Here is an 18,516-nt window from a genome sequence, read left to right on the forward strand (position 1 = left end):
GCGGCGGGTAATTGATCGTCGAGCATCATTGGGTTCTGTTTGATGAAAACGCCGCGCCGACTCTGCCTTGTTTTGGGCGACCAATTGTCGTTTGACCTCGCCTCCTTGCAAGGCCTGGACGCCGAACGCGACACGGTGCTGCTGGTCGAGGTCATGGAGGAAGCCAGCCACGTTCCTCATCACCCGCAAAAAATCGTCCTGATCTTCAGCGCCATGCGCCACTTCGCCGAGGCTTTGCGCCAACGCGGGGTCAACGTGCACTACGTCGCCCTCGACGATCCACACAATAGCGGCTCGGTGCCGGGCGAACTGCAGCGCTGGCAGGCACTGTTGGGGCCAGTTGAAATACATGCGACGGAATGCGGCGACTGGCGCCTGGAACATTCACTCAAGCATTCTGGCGTGGCGATCAAGTGGCACAGCGACACCCGCTTTCTGTGCACACGCGACGAATTCTCCAACTGGGCGCAAGGCAAAAAGCAGCTGCGCATGGAGTTTTTCTACCGCGAGATGCGCCGCAAGAGCGGGTTATTGCTCAATGGCGACGGCACCCCGGTCGGCGGCGCGTGGAACTTTGATGCGGAAAACCGCAAGGCATTGCCCAAAGGCGTGAGACCGCCCTCACCCGCGCGTTTTAGCCCGGACGCAATCACCCGGGATGTACTCGCGTTAGTCGCCAAATACTTCAGCGGCCACTACGGCGCACTCGACACCTTCGACTACCCGGTCACCCACGCCGACGCTCAGGCGTTGTGGGCGTATTTCCTGGACTGGGGCCTGGCCGCCTTCGGCGACTACCAGGACGCCATGGCCAGCGACGAGCCGTTTCTGTTTCACGCCAGAATCAGCGCTGCGCTGAACATTGGCCTGCTTGACCTGCGCACGCTGTGCAGCGATGTGGAGGCGGCCTATTGGTCGGGCAATGTGGCACTGAATGCCGCCGAAGGCTTCATTCGCCAACTGATCGGCTGGCGCGAGTATGTGCGTGGCGTCTACTGGCTGAAAATGCCCGACTACGCTGACGGCAATGTGTTCGGCAATACGCGCGCGCTTCCCGAGTTTTACTGGACCGGCAAAACCCGGATGAACTGCATGCGCCAGGCGATCAACCAAAGCCTGGAGCACGCCTATGCTCACCATATTCAACGGCTGATGGTCACCGGTAACTTCGCCCTGCTTGCCGGCATCGCGCCGAGTCAAATCTGCGAGTGGTACCTGGCGATTTACATGGACGCTTTCGACTGGGTTGAGCTGCCCAATACCTTGGGCATGGTCATGCACGCGGACGGCGGTTATCTTGGCTCCAAGCCCTACTGCGCGAGCGGCCAGTACATCAAGCGGATGTCGGACTATTGCGGCGGGTGCGCCTACAAAGTGACTGAAAGTACCACCGACAACGCCTGCCCTTTCAACGCGCTTTACTGGCATTTTCTGATGCGTCACCGTGACCTGCTGCGCGGCAACCACCGGATGAGCATGCTGTACAAAAACCTCGACCGCATGGCTGAACCCAAACAGCAGGCGCTGTGGCAACGTGGCCAGGCATTGCTGGCCAAACTGGATGCGGGTGAGTCACTTTGAAAAAGGCCGAACTGCCGGTCAAAACCTGGTGACCTGTGGGTTGCCCTTTGCCTGGCGAAAAAAATGGGCGCGCAGCTGGGACCAGGTACGCTATTGCTCAGAACGCTGCCGACGCAACAAGTCGGCTGCAGTAGACCCGGCATGAATCCGAAAAATAGGCTGATACGTTGAATATTCAGGTTTTGTTATGACCTTGTCAGATGGCACTGCGCGGAATCTGTCTGACCTCTATTATTTCGCCAAAGTCGTCGAAGCCGGTGGTTTCGCGGCGGCTGGCCGGCTACTCGGCATTCCCAAATCGCGGCTGTCGCGGCGCATTGCCGAACTCGAAGAACGCCTGGGCGCACGCCTGTTGCAGCGCACCACCCGGCAACTGACCCTCACCGCCGTCGGCGAGCGCTACCTGCGCCACTGCCAGGCGATGTTGCTTGAAGCCGAAATGGCCGACGAGGCCGTGGCCAGCATGTCCAGCGAACCGCGCGGGCGGCTGCGGGTCAGTTGCCCGGTGGGCATGGGCCAGCACATGCTGCAGGAAATGGTCGCGGGGTTTCTCGCCGCCCACCCGCTGGTGCAGCTGGAAATGATTTTGGTCAACCGCCGTGTCGACCTGGTGGCCGAAGGCATCGACGTGGCCCTGCGCGTGCGCGAGCTGGGCGATGAAGACCCGCTGCTGGTGACCAAGCGCCTGCGTCAGGCGCAGACCCTGCTGGTGGCCAGCCCTGAATTCCTGCAGGGCCGCCAGGTCACTACGCTGGCAGACCTCAAGCAACTGCCGATACTCGGCGCGCTCGAAGCCGACCGCCTGGTGCACCTGCGCCTGATCGACCCGCAAGGCCACAGCGAAGTCTTGATGATGGAAGCACGCTTGGGCATCGACGATTTCATCGTCCGCAAGGCCTGCGCCCTCAAAGGCCTGGGCTTTACGCTACTGCCGATGATGTATTGCGAAGCAGAATTGGCCAGCGGCGAGTTGGTGCAACTGCTGCCGCAATGGTCGTCGCCGGGCGGTTGGTTGCAGGCGGTCTACCCGCACCGGCGTGGCGTGCTGCCGGCGATTCGGGCGTGGATCGACTATCTGGAAGAAGCCTTTAAAGGCTGCGGGGACCGTTTGTTATGAAGATGACCGAGCAACAGGTGGCGGCCTTCTGCCTGAGCCTGCCCGGCGCGCGGGAAGACTACAAATGGGGCGGCGTGCGGGTGTTCTCGATCGCCGGCAACAAGATGTTTGCCCTGCAAAACCTGCGCGGCGAGTCGCTCGCGTTCAAGGTCGACAAAGAGTTGTTTCTGGGCCACGTAGACCGCCCGGGCATCCACCCGGCGCCTTACCTGGCACGGGCGCAGTGGGTGATCATGAACACGCCCTACCCGCTCGGCGCCGAAGAGCTGCGCGGCCTGTTGCAGCGCTCTCACCAACTGGTAGTGAGCAAACTGCCCAAACGCACGCAGATCGGCTTGCGCTTGGAGGCATAGAACTATTGTGGCAAGCGGGCTGTTGTGGCGAGCGGGCTTGCTCGCGCTGGGTTGCGCAGCGGCCCCAAAACCATACGCTGAGGAGTGCCTGAAACAATGCATTGCTCATTACAGGGGCCGCTGCGCAGCCCAACGCGAGCAAGCCCGCTCGCCACAGGGGATTTTTGTCTGCCTTTGAAAGGCGTGTAGATGCGGATGGCTTACAGAACGGACAACAAGGTGCCGCCGAGGAACAACTGGTCAAGCCAGAACACTTGGTGCAGCAACACAATCACCCAGAACAGCACCTGGTAAGACACCTTGCGCGTCTTGTGCCGCAGCACCTGCTGAGCAATCAAAGCCCCCGGCCATCCGCCCGCCAACTCTACCGCGTGCAGGATGTTTTCCGGGGTGCGCCGGCCTTCGGTTTGCGCCTTGCGCTTGTCGTTCCAGTACAGCAAAAACGCCAGCACACTGACCACCGCATAAGCGGCGAGCGGCAAAACCGTCTCGCCGCGCTGCCACACCAACACCGAACCGGTCAGCGGTGCCGCGCACACCAGCGCAAAGATCAGCGCCTTCAGGCGTGGCCGCTGAAGGGTCATGGTTTTACCGCAGTCCAGTCGATCCAGCCGAACTGCCAGGTCGCCAGGATCACCAGACCAAACGCAATCCGGTACCAGGCAAATGCCGCGTAGCTGTGGCTGGCAATAAACTTGAGCAAGGCCTTGACCGCAATCATCGCGAAGATGAACGAGGTGACAAAACCGATAGCGAAAACCGGCAGGTCATCGGGCTGGAACAGGTGACGGTATTTGTAACCCGAATACACCGCCGCGCCAACCATGGTCGGCATCGCGAGAAAGAACGAAAACTCGGTTGCGGTCTTGCGCGACAGGCCAAACAGCAAGCCGCCAATAATGGTGGCGCCGGAACGCGAGGTGCCCGGAATCATCGCCAGGCATTGGGCCAGGCCGACCTTGAGCGCGTCTTTCCAGGTAATGTCGTCCACGCTGTGCGCATGCACCGCATGTTCGCGGCGCTCGGCCCACAACATGATCACGCCACCGATTACCAACGCTGTGGCCACGGTGATCGGGTTGAACAGGTAGTGCTTGATCAGGTCGGCGAAAATCACCCCCAGCACCACGGCCGGCAACACCGCGATGATCAGGTTGACGGTGAAGCGCTGGGCATTGCGCTGGGTTGGCAGGCCAATCACCACGTCGAAAATCTTGCGCCGAAACTCCCAGACGACGGCGAGGATCGCACCCAACTGGATAATGATGTTGAACGCTTCGAAGCGTTCGCCGCCGAAGCCGATCAAGTCGGCGACGATGATCTGGTGGCCGGTACTGGAGATCGGCAGGAACTCTGTCAGCCCCTCCACCACGCCAAGAATCAATGCCTGTATGGCGGTCCAAAAATCCATGCTTTCTCCAAAGGTCATGCCCATCGGCGTGCCTTGTTAGTCTTTTTTAAGGGTTCACTGACGACGAGCGCACTCAAGGCCCGGGGTTGATTCTCAACACCGGACTGCAAAATTTCCGTGAAAAATCAGCGAGTACTCAGGTTTTTCAATTTCAGGCCGAAAGCCTATCAGACACGCGGGAAATGTCGATGCAGCGCCCACAATTATAAAAAGCACGGAGTGACAGGACGATGAACAGTTTGCGCAGCATGTCGATCAGCCGCCGCCTCTGGCTGATCCTGGTAGTTGCCGTGTTGATGCTGCTGACCCTGGGACTGCTGATGCTCAAACAGATCCATGGCGACCTCTACCAGGCCAAACGCCAGCAAACCCAGCACGTGGTGCAAACCGCCAGCGGCGTACTCACCTATTACCAAAACCTTGAGAAAACCGGCGTACTGACCCGCGAAGCGGCGCAGCAACAAGCCCTGAGCACGGTGCGTGGCCTGCGCTACGACCATGACGACTATTTTTGGATCAACGACCTGACGCCCGTGATGATCATGCACGCGGCCAACCCCAAGCTCGACGGCCAGAACCTCTCGGCGATTCGTGACCCTGACGGTTTTGCGGTGTTCAACGAGTTTGTGATCCTGGCCAAGGCCAAGGGCGCCGGTATCGTTAACTATCGCTGGCCCAAACCTGGCGCCGAAGCGCCGGTGGAGAAAACCTCGTATATCCAGCTGTTCGAGCCGTGGGGCTGGATTCTCGGCTCCGGCGTGTACGTGGACGACGTACAGGCCGAGTTCAAAGGCCAAGTGTGGAAAGCCTCGCTGATCGGCCTGGCTATTGCGCTGGTGATGGCCGCCCTGGTCATGTTGATCGCGCGCAGCATCGTCAGCCCGTTGCAGGCGGCGGTGAACGCCATGGCCAACATCGCCAGCGGCGAAAGCGACCTGACCCGCAGCCTCGACACCCACGGGCGCGACGAAGTCAGCCAACTGTCCGTGCACTTCAATAGCTTTACCGCCAAGCTGCATCACGTGGTCAGCCAATTGCAGACCTGCGCCAGCGCGCTTGGCCAGTCATCGACCGAGCTGGGCAACAGCGCCAGCCAGGCGCACGACCGCAGCCAGCAACAGTCGCAACAGATGGAACTGGTGGCGACCGCGGTCAACCAGGTCACCTACGGCGTGCAGGACGTGGCGAAAAACGCCGAACATGCCGCCAGCGAAATGCGCAATGCTCAGGCCCAGGCGCAACAGGGCCAAATCAATATCGACGGCAGCTTGCAGCAGATCGACCAGCTCTCCAGCACCATCAGCCAGGCCGTGGAAGTGATCCGCACACTCTCCAGCGAAAGCACGCAGATTGGTGGCGTGCTGGAAGTGATTCGCTCCATCGCCGACCAGACCAACCTTTTGGCGCTCAACGCCGCTATCGAAGCCGCACGCGCGGGCGAGCAAGGCCGTGGTTTTGCCGTGGTGGCCGATGAAGTGCGCTTGCTGGCCCAGCGTACGCAAAAATCCACCGCCGAAATTCAGGTGATGATCGAGCGCCTGCAAGGCCACTCGGAAGCGGCGGTCAAGGTGATCAGCGACAGCCACAGCGCCTCGCAGCTGACCATCGAACAAGCCGGCCAAGCCGGTGCCAGCCTCACTGCCATCGGCCAGGCGCTGCTCAACCTCAGCGGGCTGAACGCCTCGATCGCCAGCGCCACGCTGCAACAGGCGCACGTGGTGGAGGACATTAACCAGAACGTCACACAGGCCGCCGGGCTGTCCCACAGCACCGCGCTGGCCGCCGAACAGTCCAGCGTCGCGAGTGAGCATTTGCGTCGGTTGAGTGAACAGCTTGATGGGTTGTTGCGGCTGTTCAAGGTTTAGGTCGCACTCGATCAAACTGTGGGAGCGGGCTTGCTCGCGATTACGGTGTGTCAGATCAGTATTTTTCAACTGACACATCGTAATCGCGAGCAAGCCCGCTCCCACATAAACCACTGAGAATCCGAACCCAACGTCTCACAGTTTGAAGATTCCCCACCGCTGGTTACAATCCCCGCCCTCTCCCACTCTCCCAAGGATTCAGCATGTCCGGGCTTGAACTGTTCGCCGCCGCCCTGGGGGTGATCGCTGTCTGGCTCACGGTCAAACAAAACCCGTGGTGCTGGCCCATCGGTCTGGTGATGGTGGTGCTCTACACTTGGGTATTCTGGGAAGCGAAACTCTATTCCTACATGCTGCTGCAAGTGGTCTACGCCGCGCTGCAACTCTACGGCTGGTGGCAATGGACGCGCACCAGCAGCGTCAAACAAGGCCGCGAGGTGACCTGCCTCGGCACCTCGGCGATCATCACCCACCTCGCCGTCGGCGCCGTCTTCGGCCTGCTGCTCGGTGCGGCCATGGCCCACTGGACCGAAGCCGCCCAGCCCTGGCTCGACGCCGCGCTCACTGGCTTCAGCCTGGTGGCGCAACTGTGGATGGCGCAAAAACGCGTGCAATGCTGGCCGTTGTGGATCGCCGTGGACGTGATCTCCACCGGGCTGTTCCTCTATCAGGGCCTGTACCTCACCGCCGCACTCTACGCGCTGTTCACCGTCATCGCCGTGCAAGGCTGGCGTGAATGGCGCGCCGACCCGGCGTTACGCGCATGAAGGTGGTCGTACTCGCCGGCCCCGAATCCAGCGGTAAAAGCTGGCTGGCGGCGCAACTGCACGCGCAGTTCGGCGGGCTGATGGTTGGGGAATACGTACGGTACTTCATCGACCATCACCAGCGTGACACCACCTTGGCGGACATCCCGGCGATCGCTCAGGGTCAACTGGCCCGGGAAGATGCTGCACGCGCCGAACAGCCGCACTTGTTGATCCTCGACACCCACTTGCTGACCAACAAGCTGTGGAGCCAGACGCTGTTCGGTGACTACCCGGCGTGGCTCGACAGCGAATTGTTGGCGCGGCATTACGACCTGCACGTGCTGCTGTCCCCTGAGGATGTGGAATGGACCGCCGACGGCCAGCGTTGCCAGCCGCAACTGGCGGATCGCCGGGCGTTTTTTGAAGCTAGCCTGGACTGGATGCAACAGCATCAGCAGCCCATGCTGGTGATCAGAGGCGATTGGGACGCGCGCCGGCGTGTGGCGTTTGCGGCGGTCGAACGGCTGCTCACGCAGGTGGAGTAGCGGTGAAAAAGCCCGCCTTGAAATCCCCATAGCTGAAAAACCTAATACCGCTAGAATCAGCGCCATTCTCCAGCGCCCCACCACACGAGCCCCCCATGAGCTTTGATTTCGACACGATCCATTCCCGCCTCGGCACCGGCAGCACCAAGTGGAACCGCTACCCGCACGATGTCTTGCCCATGTGGATCGCCGACATGGACATCGCCGCGCCACCCGCCGTATTGCAAGCCTTGCACGACCGCCTCGACCAGCAAATTCTCGGCTACAGCGTTGCCGGGCCGGACGTACGCGACGCGATCGTCGCCGACCTGTGGGCCAAATACGCCTGGCGCGTCGAACCCGATGACCTGCTGTTTTTGCCAGGCGTAGAGCCCGGTTTCAACATGGCCCTGCACGCGTTCGTAAAACCCGGCCAGCCCGTCGTGCTGCAAACCCCCAACTACCGCCCGATTCGCCTGGCCCCCGGCAACTGGAACCTGCCGCGCATCGAGGTACCGTTCGTGCAGGTTAACGGTGAATACCTCACACCGTTGCCCGCCCTGCGCCAGGCGCTCAGCGGCGCCGGTGCACTGCTGTTGAGCAACCCGCACAACCCCATCGGCAAAGTCTTCCCACGCGAAGAGCTGCTGGCCGTGGCCAACGCCTGCCTGGACAACGGCGCGCTGATCATCAGCGACGAAATCCATGCCGAACTCTGCTTCGACGGCCGCCGCCACATCCCCACCGCCAGCCTCAGCCCGGAGATCGCGCAGCGCACCATCACGCTGATGTCGGCGAGCAAGGCGTATAACGTGGCCGGCCTGAAAACCTGCTTTGCCGTGGTGCAAAACGCCGAGGTTCGCGAGCGTTTTACTAATGCACGCTGCGGCATGGTCGACAGCGTCAGCCCGCTGGGCCTGGAAGCCACTCGCGCGGCCTACAGCCAGTGCGGTGACTGGCTCGACGCGCTGCTGCAGTACCTGCAAGCCAACCGCGATTACCTGCTCAACGCGGTGCAAACGCGCTTGCCCGGCGTCGTCATGCACGCCCCTCAAGGCACCTACCTGGCTTGGCTGGATTGCAGCGCGCTTGGGCTGGATGACCCACAGCAGTTTTTCCTCGAACAGGCCAAAGTTGGTTTGAGCGCCGGGATCGAATTCGGCGATGACAGCCAGCAGTGTGTGCGACTGAACTTCGGCTGCCCACGGGCGATGCTGGAAGAAGGTTTGCTGCGCATGGAGCGCAGCTTGCTGGATCGTTGAAACGGGTGGGCACGTCCGCGTGCCAACGAGCTTTTGCCTGCGTCAGGCCTGGGGCCTGCGAGCCTCAACCTTGACGCTGTTCAACTGCACAACTCGCTCGGATGAGCCAGCCGTGCGCGGCGCGCTGACCGTGATCATCACGCCGTCATTGGTGATGAACGTCGGCCGCGCCTTATCATCTTGCGCGTCATTGGCAAGCGCATTATTGATAACCATAATCCGCGTTTGCGCAGGCGTATCACCGGTGAGGGTTACGATCAAATTGCCCGAGGGCAGCAACGTCCAGCCCGACACTTGCTCCGCGCTGTAGTCCAGCCTGACAAGGCTGTCGGCGGGGTCATCGATCTCTACGGTGCTGTTGGCCTGGGCGCCCTTGTTAACCAGGTAGGTGTTGAACCCGCCCTCACCGACGACGGCGGCGCCACCGTTGATGACAATAACGTTCGCGCCCTTTCCGGTAAAAACTCTGTCCATTAGCCCATTAAGCGTCATCAAATTGTTCTGGTCATTGCCTTGCAGAATGCTTTGCCCATTCGCAACCGTCGTCACATCAGAAAATGACTGGATAGACGCGAGCGTTTTTAAACCGGCCATCAGGTCGCGATTTTTGAGTGAGACCGGGGTTCTGATTGAGACGGTATTGGTTTTTAAATCTACGTAATGGCCCAAGTATCTGACACGCCTGTCCTGGCCATTCTCTTTGTAAGTTGACACTAAAGGCCCGGAAAAAATCAGCGTATTACGCCCACGTCCGCCATCCAGTACGCTGCGGTGTGGATTGCCCTCCAGGGCGATTGTTTCCTCCACCTGCCTGGCTTGCTCCAATGACTGGCGTGCATCGGCGCCGAAGACGACCTTATCGTCCGCATCGCCGCCGGTAATCCCTTTTTTGCCGCCGCCCATGACGAAATAGTTGGGCTTTTTCTCAACGCCCACCACCCAGTCCCGACCCTCGCCCAAGTCCCAGAATGTGGCTTTGCTTTCCCCTTGCTCACCCTCCACGGTGTTGACCGGTTTGGTATTCCAAGAGGTGAGTTTGCTTGAAATATGATCATCGCCGCCGGTGGCGACAACCTCCGTCACCAGACCCGGCGCCGGAATAAGGTTCAGCAACCACGTGATCGGCGAATACCACAGTGAGGGCGTCAGCCCAACACTCCCGGGAACCCGGGTGGCCTCAACGTCGGTGGAGCCGTATACAACCCGCTCAAAGTATTGTTTACCCGGGCCTTGCAGAAAGCTCTCGTAGCGCGCCCTGTTGGTCTCTTCATTCGCCTTGGAATACTTTGCCTCAAGGTAAGGCTTCATGACATCGAACCCCGGTTCGATCCCCAGGAATGACCTCAGCCCGACACTGACTTTCTGCTGATCTGTCAGCGACGTGTGGCTTTCAATCGCCTCGACGTTACGCACCGCCTTATAAATCGCTTGCGCACTCATCAAGGTGCCCGCCACGGTCAGTGCCACTCGGCTTGAAGCACCGTTACGCGCCATAAAGGCAGCGCTCAAGGCAATTGAGGTGACCGCACTGGTGACGGCGAAAGCACCATCAACATAGTGGTCCTGAGCCTCTTTGCCCGTGGTACGGCCGGCTTTGGCGAATAAATCTATCGCGGCGTACACGTCAAAAGGCACACTGAAAACCGCCCCGGCACCCGCGCTGGCCTTGCTAATCATCTTGCCGACGCTGCTGGTCTTGAAGCCGACAATGGAGGCCGCTTTACTGCTGATGATCTCTTGCGCCGCGCGGTTCAAGGCATACTCGGCGCCCTCGCCCACGAAGTCCGCAGCGACAGCGCCCAAACCAATGGCCGCTGCCGTAGTGTCCCCTTGCTCCAGGCTCTCGATGCCGCTGCGCAGCCCCTGATAAGTGCTGAAGGCTCGAAACCCCAGCCCTGCGGCGTTAGTCGCGCCAGCCTTGGCAGATGACTCTGCGCTGAAAAAATCGGCGGGCAACGGGTTGCCGCTGCCCTCAAGCGCTTGCAGCGCAGCAGTCTGTTGACCCATTTCAACCAGGCGCTGTTGCAACGCGTCCGGCACCCGCCCACCGTCAGCACGGGAGATCAGGGGTGCAGCGGCTATATTGCGATTGGCCGCGATCTCGGCAACGATATTAGCCATGCGCTCAACAACGTCAGTCGGCGCTGATTTGCGATAAGCCGCAAATCGGGCGTAGTCGATCTGCACTGCGTTGGCCAGCTTGCGACCGTCCGCGTCATCGGCCGACGCGCCCTCAATCGGCTTGCCATCGATGTGCGCGCCCATTTTATACAGCTCGACACGACTGACTTCCACTTCACCGATGCGCACGCCAGGCCCGGCGGCGTCGAGTAGTTGCAAGCGCGTCACTTGCGCCGGGTCGATGGGCGCCACACCGGTAATCGGTGGCGTTACCGGCGCCAGGCTGACGGCAGGTAATGGCAGAACATTTCTTATTGAGGTTTCGACGCGACTGTGGAGTGTTCCATCGTAGAGGCGCGCGGTGAAGGCTTCGGCGACAAAATCACGTAACGTTCTTGAAGCGCGCGAGCTGAGGTGACTACCGTCGCCGCGAAAGGGCTGGTTGTTGTTGGCCATCGTCAGGAACGCTGTGGAATTGGCCTTGTAATAACTCACCATACCCAGCTTGCCAGCGATTAGCGCCGCTTGTTTGTGCGCAGAGTGATTATCAACACTTACTGGACCCTGAAGGCCAATGCGATCGGCGACGGTGGCGTCACTCGCCGCGAGGGGCGCAAAAAAGTCGTCGCCCATGATAAGCGTAGGCGCAGCGCCTAAACGCAGCTGTGTTTGCGCTTGCTCGCCAGGGTTGGCCAGCACCACCTTGATCTTCTCACCCAACGCCGCGAAGGCGGCCGGATCACTCTGGGAAAGCTTTTGCAGCGCTGCGTCGACAGCAACCGAAACGCCTTTAATCATCTCGGGAGTGGCGTTGCCACTGCTTTTTATATCAACGCGCTTACCCTGAATAACCTCGGTCGCAGACTGCTTGGGTAAACCCAGTTTGTCCTCTGCCAACTTGACGCGGTCTTGCTCCATACGCTCAAAGATATAAGGATAATCAACCGGCGCGGCAGCCTCATTGATCGCATTGGTTAGTTGTTGGGAAAGTGCCTTCATGGCTGAAATAACCACGGAGTCCGGATGTTTGACAATAAAGTCTTTGACGTCGCTCAAGACGGCCGTTGCCTGGTGAAACTGCGCCATGCCTTTTTTTTCCTGCAACGCGTCCAGCCCTTGCGCTACCCAGTTGTAGTCAACCAAGGCGTCATTAACAGGCGAAGCGGACTGAAGACGAAACGCCTCCGACGTCGGCAGCCTTGATGCCGTAATGACGTTGACGGTGTCGAGGCCGCCCAACGGAGCGTTATACAGAAACTTGATGTCGTTGGTGTCGCCGGACATGCTCGGAATATGGTGCCGGTTAAACACACTGATAAGATATTTTGGTTCAACTGCGGCGTTCGTTGAAGGCGTCGACGACCCGTTTGAGTCGCCGCCTAACGCCGCAATCGATTCGGCCGTTAGTGGTTGAATCAAATACGCCAGCCTGGGATCAGTGAACACCTTCTTTACACCCTCTGCCAAAAGCTCGGCAGAAGAAAACCAGGTAGGGCCGACATTCGGGTCACTGTAGTAATACGTTCGTTTATTATCCGGCCCAACGATCACACCCGCTGTAAGGCGATGACCTGTACTGCTGATGAGCAATGTTTTAGTGGCAGGCGAATCGTTAAGTTGCGGGATGATGGCAGTGTAGGGCGCGACCTTCACCGTGGCAGGATCATGCGCAAGATCACGGTATTTCAACGCGCCCTGAACCTCGGCAAGTTTGCGGAAAAACGCTTGGGATTCGGGCGCATCCGGGTCGGCGGTGGCCTGAAAGATGTTCCCCAGAAACACATGATGTTTACCCTCGGCTACCGCCAGCGAGAGGGCGTGTGAGAACCCCGCGCATTCACCTCCCGACAACTGGTTGATCATGGAGAGGTAGTAACTTTGCGGATTAGGGGTCGTCGTCACACCGGCCTTGGTCATGACCGAGGTGTACAAGCTCACATTCTTTTGTGCGCCTTCTATCACATGCTGTTCACTGATGCGCTGCAAGGCGCCCATTTGCTCGGGACTGAGCTGATTATCCAGTGCAAGTTTCATCAGCGCCGTACCCTTGAGGGCGGCGCTATAGCCAGGCAGCGTTATGGACGCGGGTTGGTCATAACCACGCACGTAATCGCTGCTGGCGGCGCCGTACTTGGCCTTTATAACGTGCGAATGAAAACGCGCAGGAACTTCCTCATCTGGAATAATCTCTTTTGGCGCATCCCGATCGTAATCTGTTACAAGCGCTGTGTCCCGGCGTGGACTGCTAAGCACTGGAGCCGATGGTTGTTCAGCAATAGAAATTTTAGTTGCACTAACCGGTAGTTCGGTAGAAAAAGACACACTTGCTGCGGAGGGCGAAACACGCATGAGTATTACCGTAGTATTAAGTTCACCAACACCAATTCCTTATATGATTAATCCCTCAAACGAGCCTAACAAGGCAATGAAACAGGCAACCATCAGACTAATCCGCCGACACTGTTGATCATTTTACAAAGTGTTCCAGATCAGTAATTAAGCGACGTACACGCGTTAAACAATTTTCAAACATATTGATTGAAAGTAGGCCAGCGCACTCAATTCAAAACTTTTCGCAACCAGTGTCCGCCACTCGCAGGCGTGCTCAAACCGAATAAACGCAGACAGCCACCCTGTGAGGGTGGCTGCAGGCTAAACGGTGTGTGCATGGAACAACGTGTGCGATCGGGCTTGCTCGCGCTCACCTTTGAAAGTGAGTTACAGCTTGGCAATCGACACTTCGGTCGACTTCACAAAAGCAATCACCTCGCTGCCCACTTTTAATTCCAGGTCACGCACCGAGCGAGTGGTGATCACCGAGGTGACGATGCCGGACGCGGTTTGCACGTCGATTTCGGACACCACTTCACCCAGCAGAATTTCCTTGATCACGCCCTTGAACTGGTTGCGCACATTGATCGCTTTAATAGTCATGCAGGCTTTCCTTTTGGCTGTTGGTCAATCCGCACAAATGCGCAGGCACTCAAAATGCGCTATCTGATCCCGCATTAAAAAGAATATATAACTCTTTATTTATACGAAATGGATATATAAGAACTGTTCACCCACCCACAGCAGATCAACAATCTGCCCGCTCCCGCCACAGCTCTGCCTGCCCGGCCCTTAGCAATTACGCCTGCGCGCAAGCTGGCACAGAGACTGCATATTCCTATAAAGCATGATTGAACATGCCAATTCAATTTTCTGAATATAAGAAAAGCCTTCTCTCAACGCCTTGTCCGGAGCTGTTCCATGAAACCCTTCACCCAACGTTTACTGGGCGCCTGCGCCCTGGCCTTGTGCTTGCAACCACAGGCCTTCGCCGCCGACCCCGCGCAGGTCAATCTGGATTACGCCTACTACTCACCCGTCAGCTTGGTGCTCAAGCATTTCGGCTGGCTGGAACAAGCGTTGCCGCACACCAAAGTCGGCTGGGTACTCAGCCAGGGCAGCAACCGTTCGCTGGAATACCTCAACGCCGGCGGCGTCGATTTCGCCTCCTCTGCCAGTTTGTCCGCCGTGCTGAGCCGGGCGAATGGCAGCCCGATCAAATCGGTGTACGTTTACAGCCGCGCCGAGTGGACAGCCTTGGTGGTGCGTAAAGACTCGCCGATCAACAGTGTCAACGACCTCAAGGGTAAAAAGATCGCGGCCACCAAAGGCACCGATCCGTACCTGTTCACCCTGCGCAGCCTGCAAAAAGCCGGTTTGAAAAAAGACGACGTCGAACTGGTGCATTTACAACACCCGGACGGCCGTACCGCACTGGAAAAAGGTGACGTCGACGCCTGGGCCGGCCTGGACCCGCACATGGCCGCCAGCCAACTGCAGGCCGGTTCGCGCTTGCTGTACCGCAACAAAGACTTCAACAGCTTCGGCGTGGTCAGCGTGACCGAGCAGTACGCCAAAGAGCATCCACAGACCATCACCACAGTGCTTGGGGCTTATGAGAAAGCCCGCGACTGGGCGGTGAAGCACCCGGATGAGTTCGCCAAACTGCTCGCCGATGAGTCCGGCCTGCCGTTGGAAGTGGCCAAGCTGCAACTCTCGCGCACCGACCTGAGCCGCCCGTTGCTGAGCGCCAAGGATGTACTCGCGTCCAAGGCCGCCGCGCCGATCCTGGTGTCTGAAGCGTTGGTACGCCGTGGTGTGAACGTGGACCAGGTGATCGACCAACTGATCGACACCTCGTTCGGCCAGACCCTGCCAACACCGTAAGGGGCGCCTGATGACCAGCAAAAGCCAAGCCTTGCCCGCCGACCTCGCGGCGCCGACGGCCACCCCTCGCAGCGCCTGGCCTCGTCGGCTCAAAGGGTTGGTGTTGCCGGTGCTGATCCTGCTGGTGCTGGAGGTCGTGGTACGGATCGGCTGGCTGCCGTCGTACCAGATGCCGGCGCCCAGCGAAATTGCCGTGACCCTTGGCGACCTCGCCGAAGGCGCACTCTGGAAACACATCAGCGCCAGCCTGTTGCGGGTGCTGGCAGGCTTTGCGATTGGCGCAAGCCTGGCGCTGGTGTTTGCCGCCTGGGTTGGCCTCAGCCGCGAAGCCGAGGCTTACCTGGAGCCGACCTTCGCCGGGCTGCGCTCGATCCCGAGCCTGGCGTGGGTGCCGCTGTTGCTGCTGTGGCTGGGCATTGATGAAACCTCCAAGGTCGTGCTGATCGCGATTGGCGCGTTCTTTCCGGTATACCTCAACGGCGTCGCAGCGATTCGCGACATCGACCGCAAACTGGTGGAAGTCGGGCAAATGTACGGCTTCAGCCGGCGCCGGCTGGTGCGGCGCATTCTGCTGCCCGCCGCCCTGCCCGGCCTGTTTACCGGCTTGCGCAGCGGCTTGAGCCTGGCCTGGATGTTTTTAGTGGCGGCCGAGCTGATCGCGGCCACCAAGGGCTTGGGCTACTTGCTCAGCGACGGGCGGGAAACCTCACGGCCAGACATCGTGCTGGCGGCAATCATCGTGTTGGCGCTGCTGGGTAAAGTCAGCGACGGCGTGCTCGCAGCACTTGAGCAACGCTGCCTGGTCTGGCGCGACACGTTCAATGGCCAAGGCGCGGAGCAATGAGCATGCAGCCTTTATTAGAGATTCGGGTGGAGCGCAAAAGCTTCGCCGACACCCCGGTGTTGACCCACCTGCATTTGGCCTTGCAGCCGCGCGAAGCCGTGAGCCTGCTGGGGCCAAGCGGCTGCGGCAAAAGCACCTTGCTGCGCATTGTTGCCGGCCTTGAAACCGATTTTGAGGGTGAACTGCGCAGCCCCGAGGGCGAGGTCGCGTTCGTGTTCCAGGAGCCACGGCTGATGCCCTGGCTGACGGTTGCGCAGAACATCGGGTTCAGCGATGACGACCACTATGACCAAGCCTGGGTCAGCCAGTTGATCGAGGAGGTCGGCCTCACGGGGTTCGACCAAGCGCTGCCCAAGGCGTTGTCCGGCGGCATGGCGCAACGCGTGGCCATCGCGCGCGGCCTGTATTCACGCCCGCAGGTGTTGCTGCTGGATGAGCCGTTCAGCGCCGTGGACGCGTTCACCCGCATGAAGCTGCAAGACTTGCTGCTGCAACTGGCCGAACACCATGCCATTGCGTTGCTGCTGGTGACGCATGACGTGGACGAAGCGCTGTACCTGAGTGATCGAGTGCTGGTGATGGACAACCGCCCGAGCAGCATTCGCCAGGCACTGGTGGTGGACCTGCCCCACCCCCGCGACCGGCGTGACCCGTTGCTGGCGCAGCTCAAGGCGCTGTCGTTGACCGAGCTGCAACGGGCGCATGTGATTTAGACGTGCAGTTGCCGGGGACTATGTGGACAGGCGTTTCATGTGGCGAGCAGGCTTGCCATAGTCACGGTAAGTGTCAAACCAACGTACGGCTTAACGTTACCCAATACCGCGTGCGTGCGCGCACCTCAAGCCCCAGGGTTTGCGCCAGCAAGGCGAGAATGCGGTCGGTGTCATCCAGGCGAAAGCTGCCCGTGACGCGCAACGTTTCAAGACTTGGGTCCCAGCGCAGCACGCCGGGGCGATAACGTTCCAGCTCGCGCAGAAAATCCCCCAGCGCCTGGTTCTGTGCGGTCAGTACGCCGTCACGCCAGCCCAATTGCAGCACATCAAACGGCGCCCAGGCAGCCAACCCGCGTGGCTGCAACGTTGCTTGTTGACCGCTGCTCAATGTCGTCACGTTTCCACGCACATCACGCACCTGCACCGCGCCCTCAAGCACCGACACCAGGCACCCGGCGGCGAGCTGGCGCACACACACCTCGGCCTGGCTGACGTCTACCTCGCCGTACCGGGTGTGCACGCTCAACGCCGCAGCCCCCGGAACCCTCAGCGCCAGTTCGCCGTCGACCAAGCTGATGCGCCGTTGTGCCAGGTCGACATCGACCGCCGTGGCGGTATTGAGTTGCAGGCTGCTGCCATCCGCCAACGGCAGCCGTTTGCGCTCCCCCGTGGCGGTATGCAGGTCGGCGCGCCAGGCGTCGATGGGCAACTGGCGGCTGAGCAACCAGGCAGCCGGCACCAACGCTACAACCCCCAAACCGCGCTTGAGCAGCGCCCGCCGCCCCGGCTGCGGGCGGTCCAGGCTGGCCATCGCCAATGACTGCGGCACGTCGCTGAAGCGCTGGCGCAGCGATTGCGCTTTCTGCCACGTCTGTTCGTGCTGGGGATGGCTGTCGCGCCATTGCTGCAAGTTCGCGTGGTCACGCTCGGTGGCCGCGCCAGACTCCAGTAACGCCAGCCACTGGGCGGCGGCCCGCGCAACGTCGCGACTCACACCTCCACCAGCAAGCAGTGTTCGTAGGCCTGCGCCATGTAGCGCTTCACCGTGCGCTCCGACACGTCAAGCCGCTCGGCTATCTCGCGGTAACCTAAACCCTCCAGTTGGCTCCAGAGAAATGCGCGGCGCACCAGCACCGGCAAACCGTCGAGCAATTCATCCAGCGCCTGCAGGGTCTCCAGCAGCAACCAGCGCTGTTCGGGCGACGGCACGCACGCCTCGGGCAGCGTCGCCAAGGCATTCAAATACGCCTGCTCAAGGCTGCGCCGCTGATGAAAGTTGACCAGCAGACGCTTGCCGACGGTCACCAAATAAGCGCGCGGTTCCTGCATCTGCGCAATCGGCTGGGCACTCGCGAGCACGCGCAGAAAGGTATCCTGGCTCAAGTCCGCCGCATCCCAGGTATTGCCCAGGCGCCGACGCAGCCAGCTTTCGAGCCAACTGCGGTGGTCACGGTACACACTCGACAACGTCAGTTCGGGGACGTGGGTTGGCACAACAGCATCATTCATGGCAAGCAACCTGCGCGGCGCGAGTGAGTCTCAAATGAGATTCATTCTATTTAATATCGCGCCGCTGCACCATGCCCTTTTCCGCGGGCGCCGGGCAAGTGCTGCTGACTGCCTCCCCTGGCCTGCGACCTTCGCGCCTGTTTCTGCGCGTTGACCAACCTTGTTACACACCATATAGTGTGCCCACAAACAGAACAGACCACTACATAGTGTGCAGTATCGGTATTTACCGACCACATTATGCGCAGT

Annotated in this window: 16 protein-coding genes and 1 pseudogene; 11 read left to right on the forward strand and 6 right to left on the reverse strand. The window is 60.0% G+C overall.

Annotated features, from left to right (window positions below):
- The first annotated feature begins 42 nt into the window (after positions 1 to 42).
- The 4 genes and pseudogenes from AO240_RS13070 (at position 43) to AO240_RS13085 (ending at position 3,051) form a co-directional block, all read left to right on the forward strand.
- Positions 43 to 1,581 (forward strand): cryptochrome/photolyase family protein, encoded by a 1,539-nt coding sequence (locus AO240_RS13070; protein ID WP_099236831.1) that lies wholly within the window; start codon positions 43 to 45, stop codon positions 1,579 to 1,581.
- Positions 1,578 to 1,726 (forward strand): annotated as a pseudogene (locus AO240_RS13075) (DUF2256 domain-containing protein). Before AO240_RS13070 ends, AO240_RS13075 begins: the two are co-directional and overlap by 4 nt.
- Before the next feature lie 42 nt (positions 1,727 to 1,768).
- Positions 1,769 to 2,698: a LysR substrate-binding domain-containing protein gene (locus AO240_RS13080; protein WP_058413505.1), complete on the forward strand. Its 930-nt coding sequence runs from the start codon at positions 1,769 to 1,771 to the stop codon at positions 2,696 to 2,698.
- Positions 2,695 to 3,051, forward strand: a complete 357-nt coding sequence (locus AO240_RS13085) for an MmcQ/YjbR family DNA-binding protein (protein ID WP_099236832.1) — start codon at positions 2,695 to 2,697, stop codon at positions 3,049 to 3,051. The genes AO240_RS13080 and AO240_RS13085 overlap by 4 nt, the downstream gene beginning before the upstream one ends.
- Before the next feature lie 200 nt (positions 3,052 to 3,251).
- Here AO240_RS13085 and AO240_RS13090 read toward each other — a convergent pair whose 3' ends face one another.
- Positions 3,252 to 3,635 carry a DUF1294 domain-containing protein gene (locus AO240_RS13090; protein ID WP_099236833.1) on the reverse strand — a complete coding sequence of 128 codons (384 nt, stop codon included), beginning with the start codon at positions 3,633 to 3,635 and terminating at the stop codon, positions 3,252 to 3,254.
- Positions 3,632 to 4,462, reverse strand: a complete 831-nt coding sequence (locus AO240_RS13095) for an undecaprenyl-diphosphate phosphatase (protein WP_058413508.1) — start codon at positions 4,460 to 4,462, stop codon at positions 3,632 to 3,634. Before AO240_RS13095 ends, AO240_RS13090 begins: the two co-directional genes overlap by 4 nt.
- A 230-nt stretch (positions 4,463 to 4,692) precedes the next feature.
- On the opposite strand from AO240_RS13095, the gene AO240_RS13100 reads away from it, so the two are divergent.
- From AO240_RS13100 to AO240_RS13115, 4 genes are all read left to right on the forward strand, one after another.
- Positions 4,693 to 6,327, forward strand: coding sequence for a methyl-accepting chemotaxis protein (locus AO240_RS13100; protein WP_099236834.1), 1,635 nt, complete (start codon positions 4,693 to 4,695; stop codon positions 6,325 to 6,327).
- A gap of 203 nt (positions 6,328 to 6,530) precedes the next feature.
- Complete coding sequence (gene pnuC, locus AO240_RS13105) at positions 6,531 to 7,094, forward strand: nicotinamide riboside transporter PnuC (protein WP_099236835.1); 564 nt, start codon at positions 6,531 to 6,533, stop codon at positions 7,092 to 7,094.
- Complete coding sequence (locus AO240_RS13110; RefSeq protein WP_099236836.1) at positions 7,091 to 7,621, forward strand: AAA family ATPase; 531 nt, start codon at positions 7,091 to 7,093, stop codon at positions 7,619 to 7,621. Before pnuC ends, AO240_RS13110 begins: the two co-directional genes overlap by 4 nt.
- Before the next feature lie 95 nt (positions 7,622 to 7,716).
- A complete protein-coding gene (locus AO240_RS13115) occupies positions 7,717 to 8,862 on the forward strand; it encodes a MalY/PatB family protein (protein ID WP_099236837.1) in 1,146 nt (381 codons plus the stop codon).
- A 42-nt stretch (positions 8,863 to 8,904) separates the two neighbouring features.
- On the opposite strand, the gene AO240_RS13120 is transcribed toward AO240_RS13115, so the two are convergent.
- Together AO240_RS13120 and AO240_RS13125 are read right to left on the reverse strand one after the other, a co-directional pair.
- The gene (locus AO240_RS13120; protein WP_256585941.1) at positions 8,905 to 13,332 is read right to left on the reverse strand and encodes a hypothetical protein; all 4,428 of its coding nucleotides are present in this window, start codon (positions 13,330 to 13,332) and stop codon (positions 8,905 to 8,907) included.
- 369 nt (positions 13,333 to 13,701) lie between these two features.
- Positions 13,702 to 13,917 carry a molybdopterin-binding protein gene (locus AO240_RS13125; RefSeq protein ID WP_003173733.1) on the reverse strand — a complete coding sequence of 72 codons (216 nt, stop codon included), beginning with the start codon at positions 13,915 to 13,917 and terminating at the stop codon, positions 13,702 to 13,704.
- A 318-nt stretch (positions 13,918 to 14,235) separates the two neighbouring features.
- On the opposite strand from AO240_RS13125, the gene AO240_RS13130 reads away from it, so the two are divergent.
- Genes AO240_RS13130 through AO240_RS13140 form a run of 3 tightly spaced genes read left to right on the forward strand, consistent with a single transcriptional unit; the run spans position 14,236 to position 16,758 of the window.
- Positions 14,236 to 15,201, forward strand: a complete 966-nt coding sequence (locus tag AO240_RS13130; protein ID WP_099236838.1) for an aliphatic sulfonate ABC transporter substrate-binding protein — start codon at positions 14,236 to 14,238, stop codon at positions 15,199 to 15,201.
- 10 nt (positions 15,202 to 15,211) lie between these two features.
- Entirely contained in the window at positions 15,212 to 16,045 is an 834-nt protein-coding gene (locus tag AO240_RS13135; RefSeq protein ID WP_099236839.1) for an ABC transporter permease, read from the forward strand.
- Positions 16,042 to 16,758, forward strand: a complete 717-nt coding sequence (locus tag AO240_RS13140) for an ABC transporter ATP-binding protein (RefSeq protein ID WP_099236840.1) — start codon at positions 16,042 to 16,044, stop codon at positions 16,756 to 16,758. Before AO240_RS13135 ends, AO240_RS13140 begins: the two co-directional genes overlap by 4 nt.
- A gap of 73 nt (positions 16,759 to 16,831) precedes the next feature.
- On the opposite strand, the gene AO240_RS13145 is transcribed toward AO240_RS13140, so the two are convergent.
- Both AO240_RS13145 and AO240_RS13150 read right to left on the reverse strand, forming a co-directional pair.
- Positions 16,832 to 17,752: a FecR domain-containing protein gene (locus tag AO240_RS13145; protein ID WP_099236841.1), complete on the reverse strand. Its 921-nt coding sequence runs from the start codon at positions 17,750 to 17,752 to the stop codon at positions 16,832 to 16,834.
- Positions 17,749 to 18,267: a sigma-70 family RNA polymerase sigma factor gene (locus tag AO240_RS13150; protein WP_099236842.1), complete on the reverse strand. Its 519-nt coding sequence runs from the start codon at positions 18,265 to 18,267 to the stop codon at positions 17,749 to 17,751. The genes AO240_RS13145 and AO240_RS13150 overlap by 4 nt, the downstream gene beginning before the upstream one ends.
- Positions 18,268 to 18,516: the final 249 nt, after the last annotated feature.

Source organism: Pseudomonas sp. ICMP 460 (assembly GCF_002723595.1).
GTDB lineage: Bacteria > Pseudomonadota > Gammaproteobacteria > Pseudomonadales > Pseudomonadaceae > Aquipseudomonas > Aquipseudomonas kitaguniensis.

Bases quoted from the DNA above. Each gene is read 5' to 3' on its own strand.
- AO240_RS13070 (WP_099236831.1), top strand. From the start codon at position 43: ATGAAAACGCCGCGCCGACTCTGCCTTGTTTTGGGCGACCAATTGTCG.
- AO240_RS13080 (WP_058413505.1), top strand. From the start codon at position 1,769: ATGACCTTGTCAGATGGCACTGCGCGGAATCTGTCTGACCTCTATTAT.
- AO240_RS13085 (WP_099236832.1), top strand. From the start codon at position 2,695: ATGAAGATGACCGAGCAACAGGTGGCGGCCTTCTGCCTGAGCCTGCCC.
- AO240_RS13090 (WP_099236833.1), bottom strand. From the start codon at position 3,635: ATGACCCTTCAGCGGCCACGCCTGAAGGCGCTGATCTTTGCGCTGGTG.
- AO240_RS13095 (WP_058413508.1), bottom strand. From the start codon at position 4,462: ATGGATTTTTGGACCGCCATACAGGCATTGATTCTTGGCGTGGTGGAG.
- AO240_RS13100 (WP_099236834.1), top strand. From the start codon at position 4,693: ATGAACAGTTTGCGCAGCATGTCGATCAGCCGCCGCCTCTGGCTGATC.
- pnuC (WP_099236835.1), top strand. From the start codon at position 6,531: ATGTCCGGGCTTGAACTGTTCGCCGCCGCCCTGGGGGTGATCGCTGTC.
- AO240_RS13110 (WP_099236836.1), top strand. From the start codon at position 7,091: ATGAAGGTGGTCGTACTCGCCGGCCCCGAATCCAGCGGTAAAAGCTGG.
- AO240_RS13115 (WP_099236837.1), top strand. From the start codon at position 7,717: ATGAGCTTTGATTTCGACACGATCCATTCCCGCCTCGGCACCGGCAGC.
- AO240_RS13120 (WP_256585941.1), bottom strand. From the start codon at position 13,332: ATGCGTGTTTCGCCCTCCGCAGCAAGTGTGTCTTTTTCTACCGAACTA.
- AO240_RS13125 (WP_003173733.1), bottom strand. From the start codon at position 13,917: ATGACTATTAAAGCGATCAATGTGCGCAACCAGTTCAAGGGCGTGATC.
- AO240_RS13130 (WP_099236838.1), top strand. From the start codon at position 14,236: ATGAAACCCTTCACCCAACGTTTACTGGGCGCCTGCGCCCTGGCCTTG.
- AO240_RS13135 (WP_099236839.1), top strand. From the start codon at position 15,212: ATGACCAGCAAAAGCCAAGCCTTGCCCGCCGACCTCGCGGCGCCGACG.
- AO240_RS13140 (WP_099236840.1), top strand. From the start codon at position 16,042: ATGAGCATGCAGCCTTTATTAGAGATTCGGGTGGAGCGCAAAAGCTTC.
- AO240_RS13150 (WP_099236842.1), bottom strand. From the start codon at position 18,267: ATGAATGATGCTGTTGTGCCAACCCACGTCCCCGAACTGACGTTGTCG.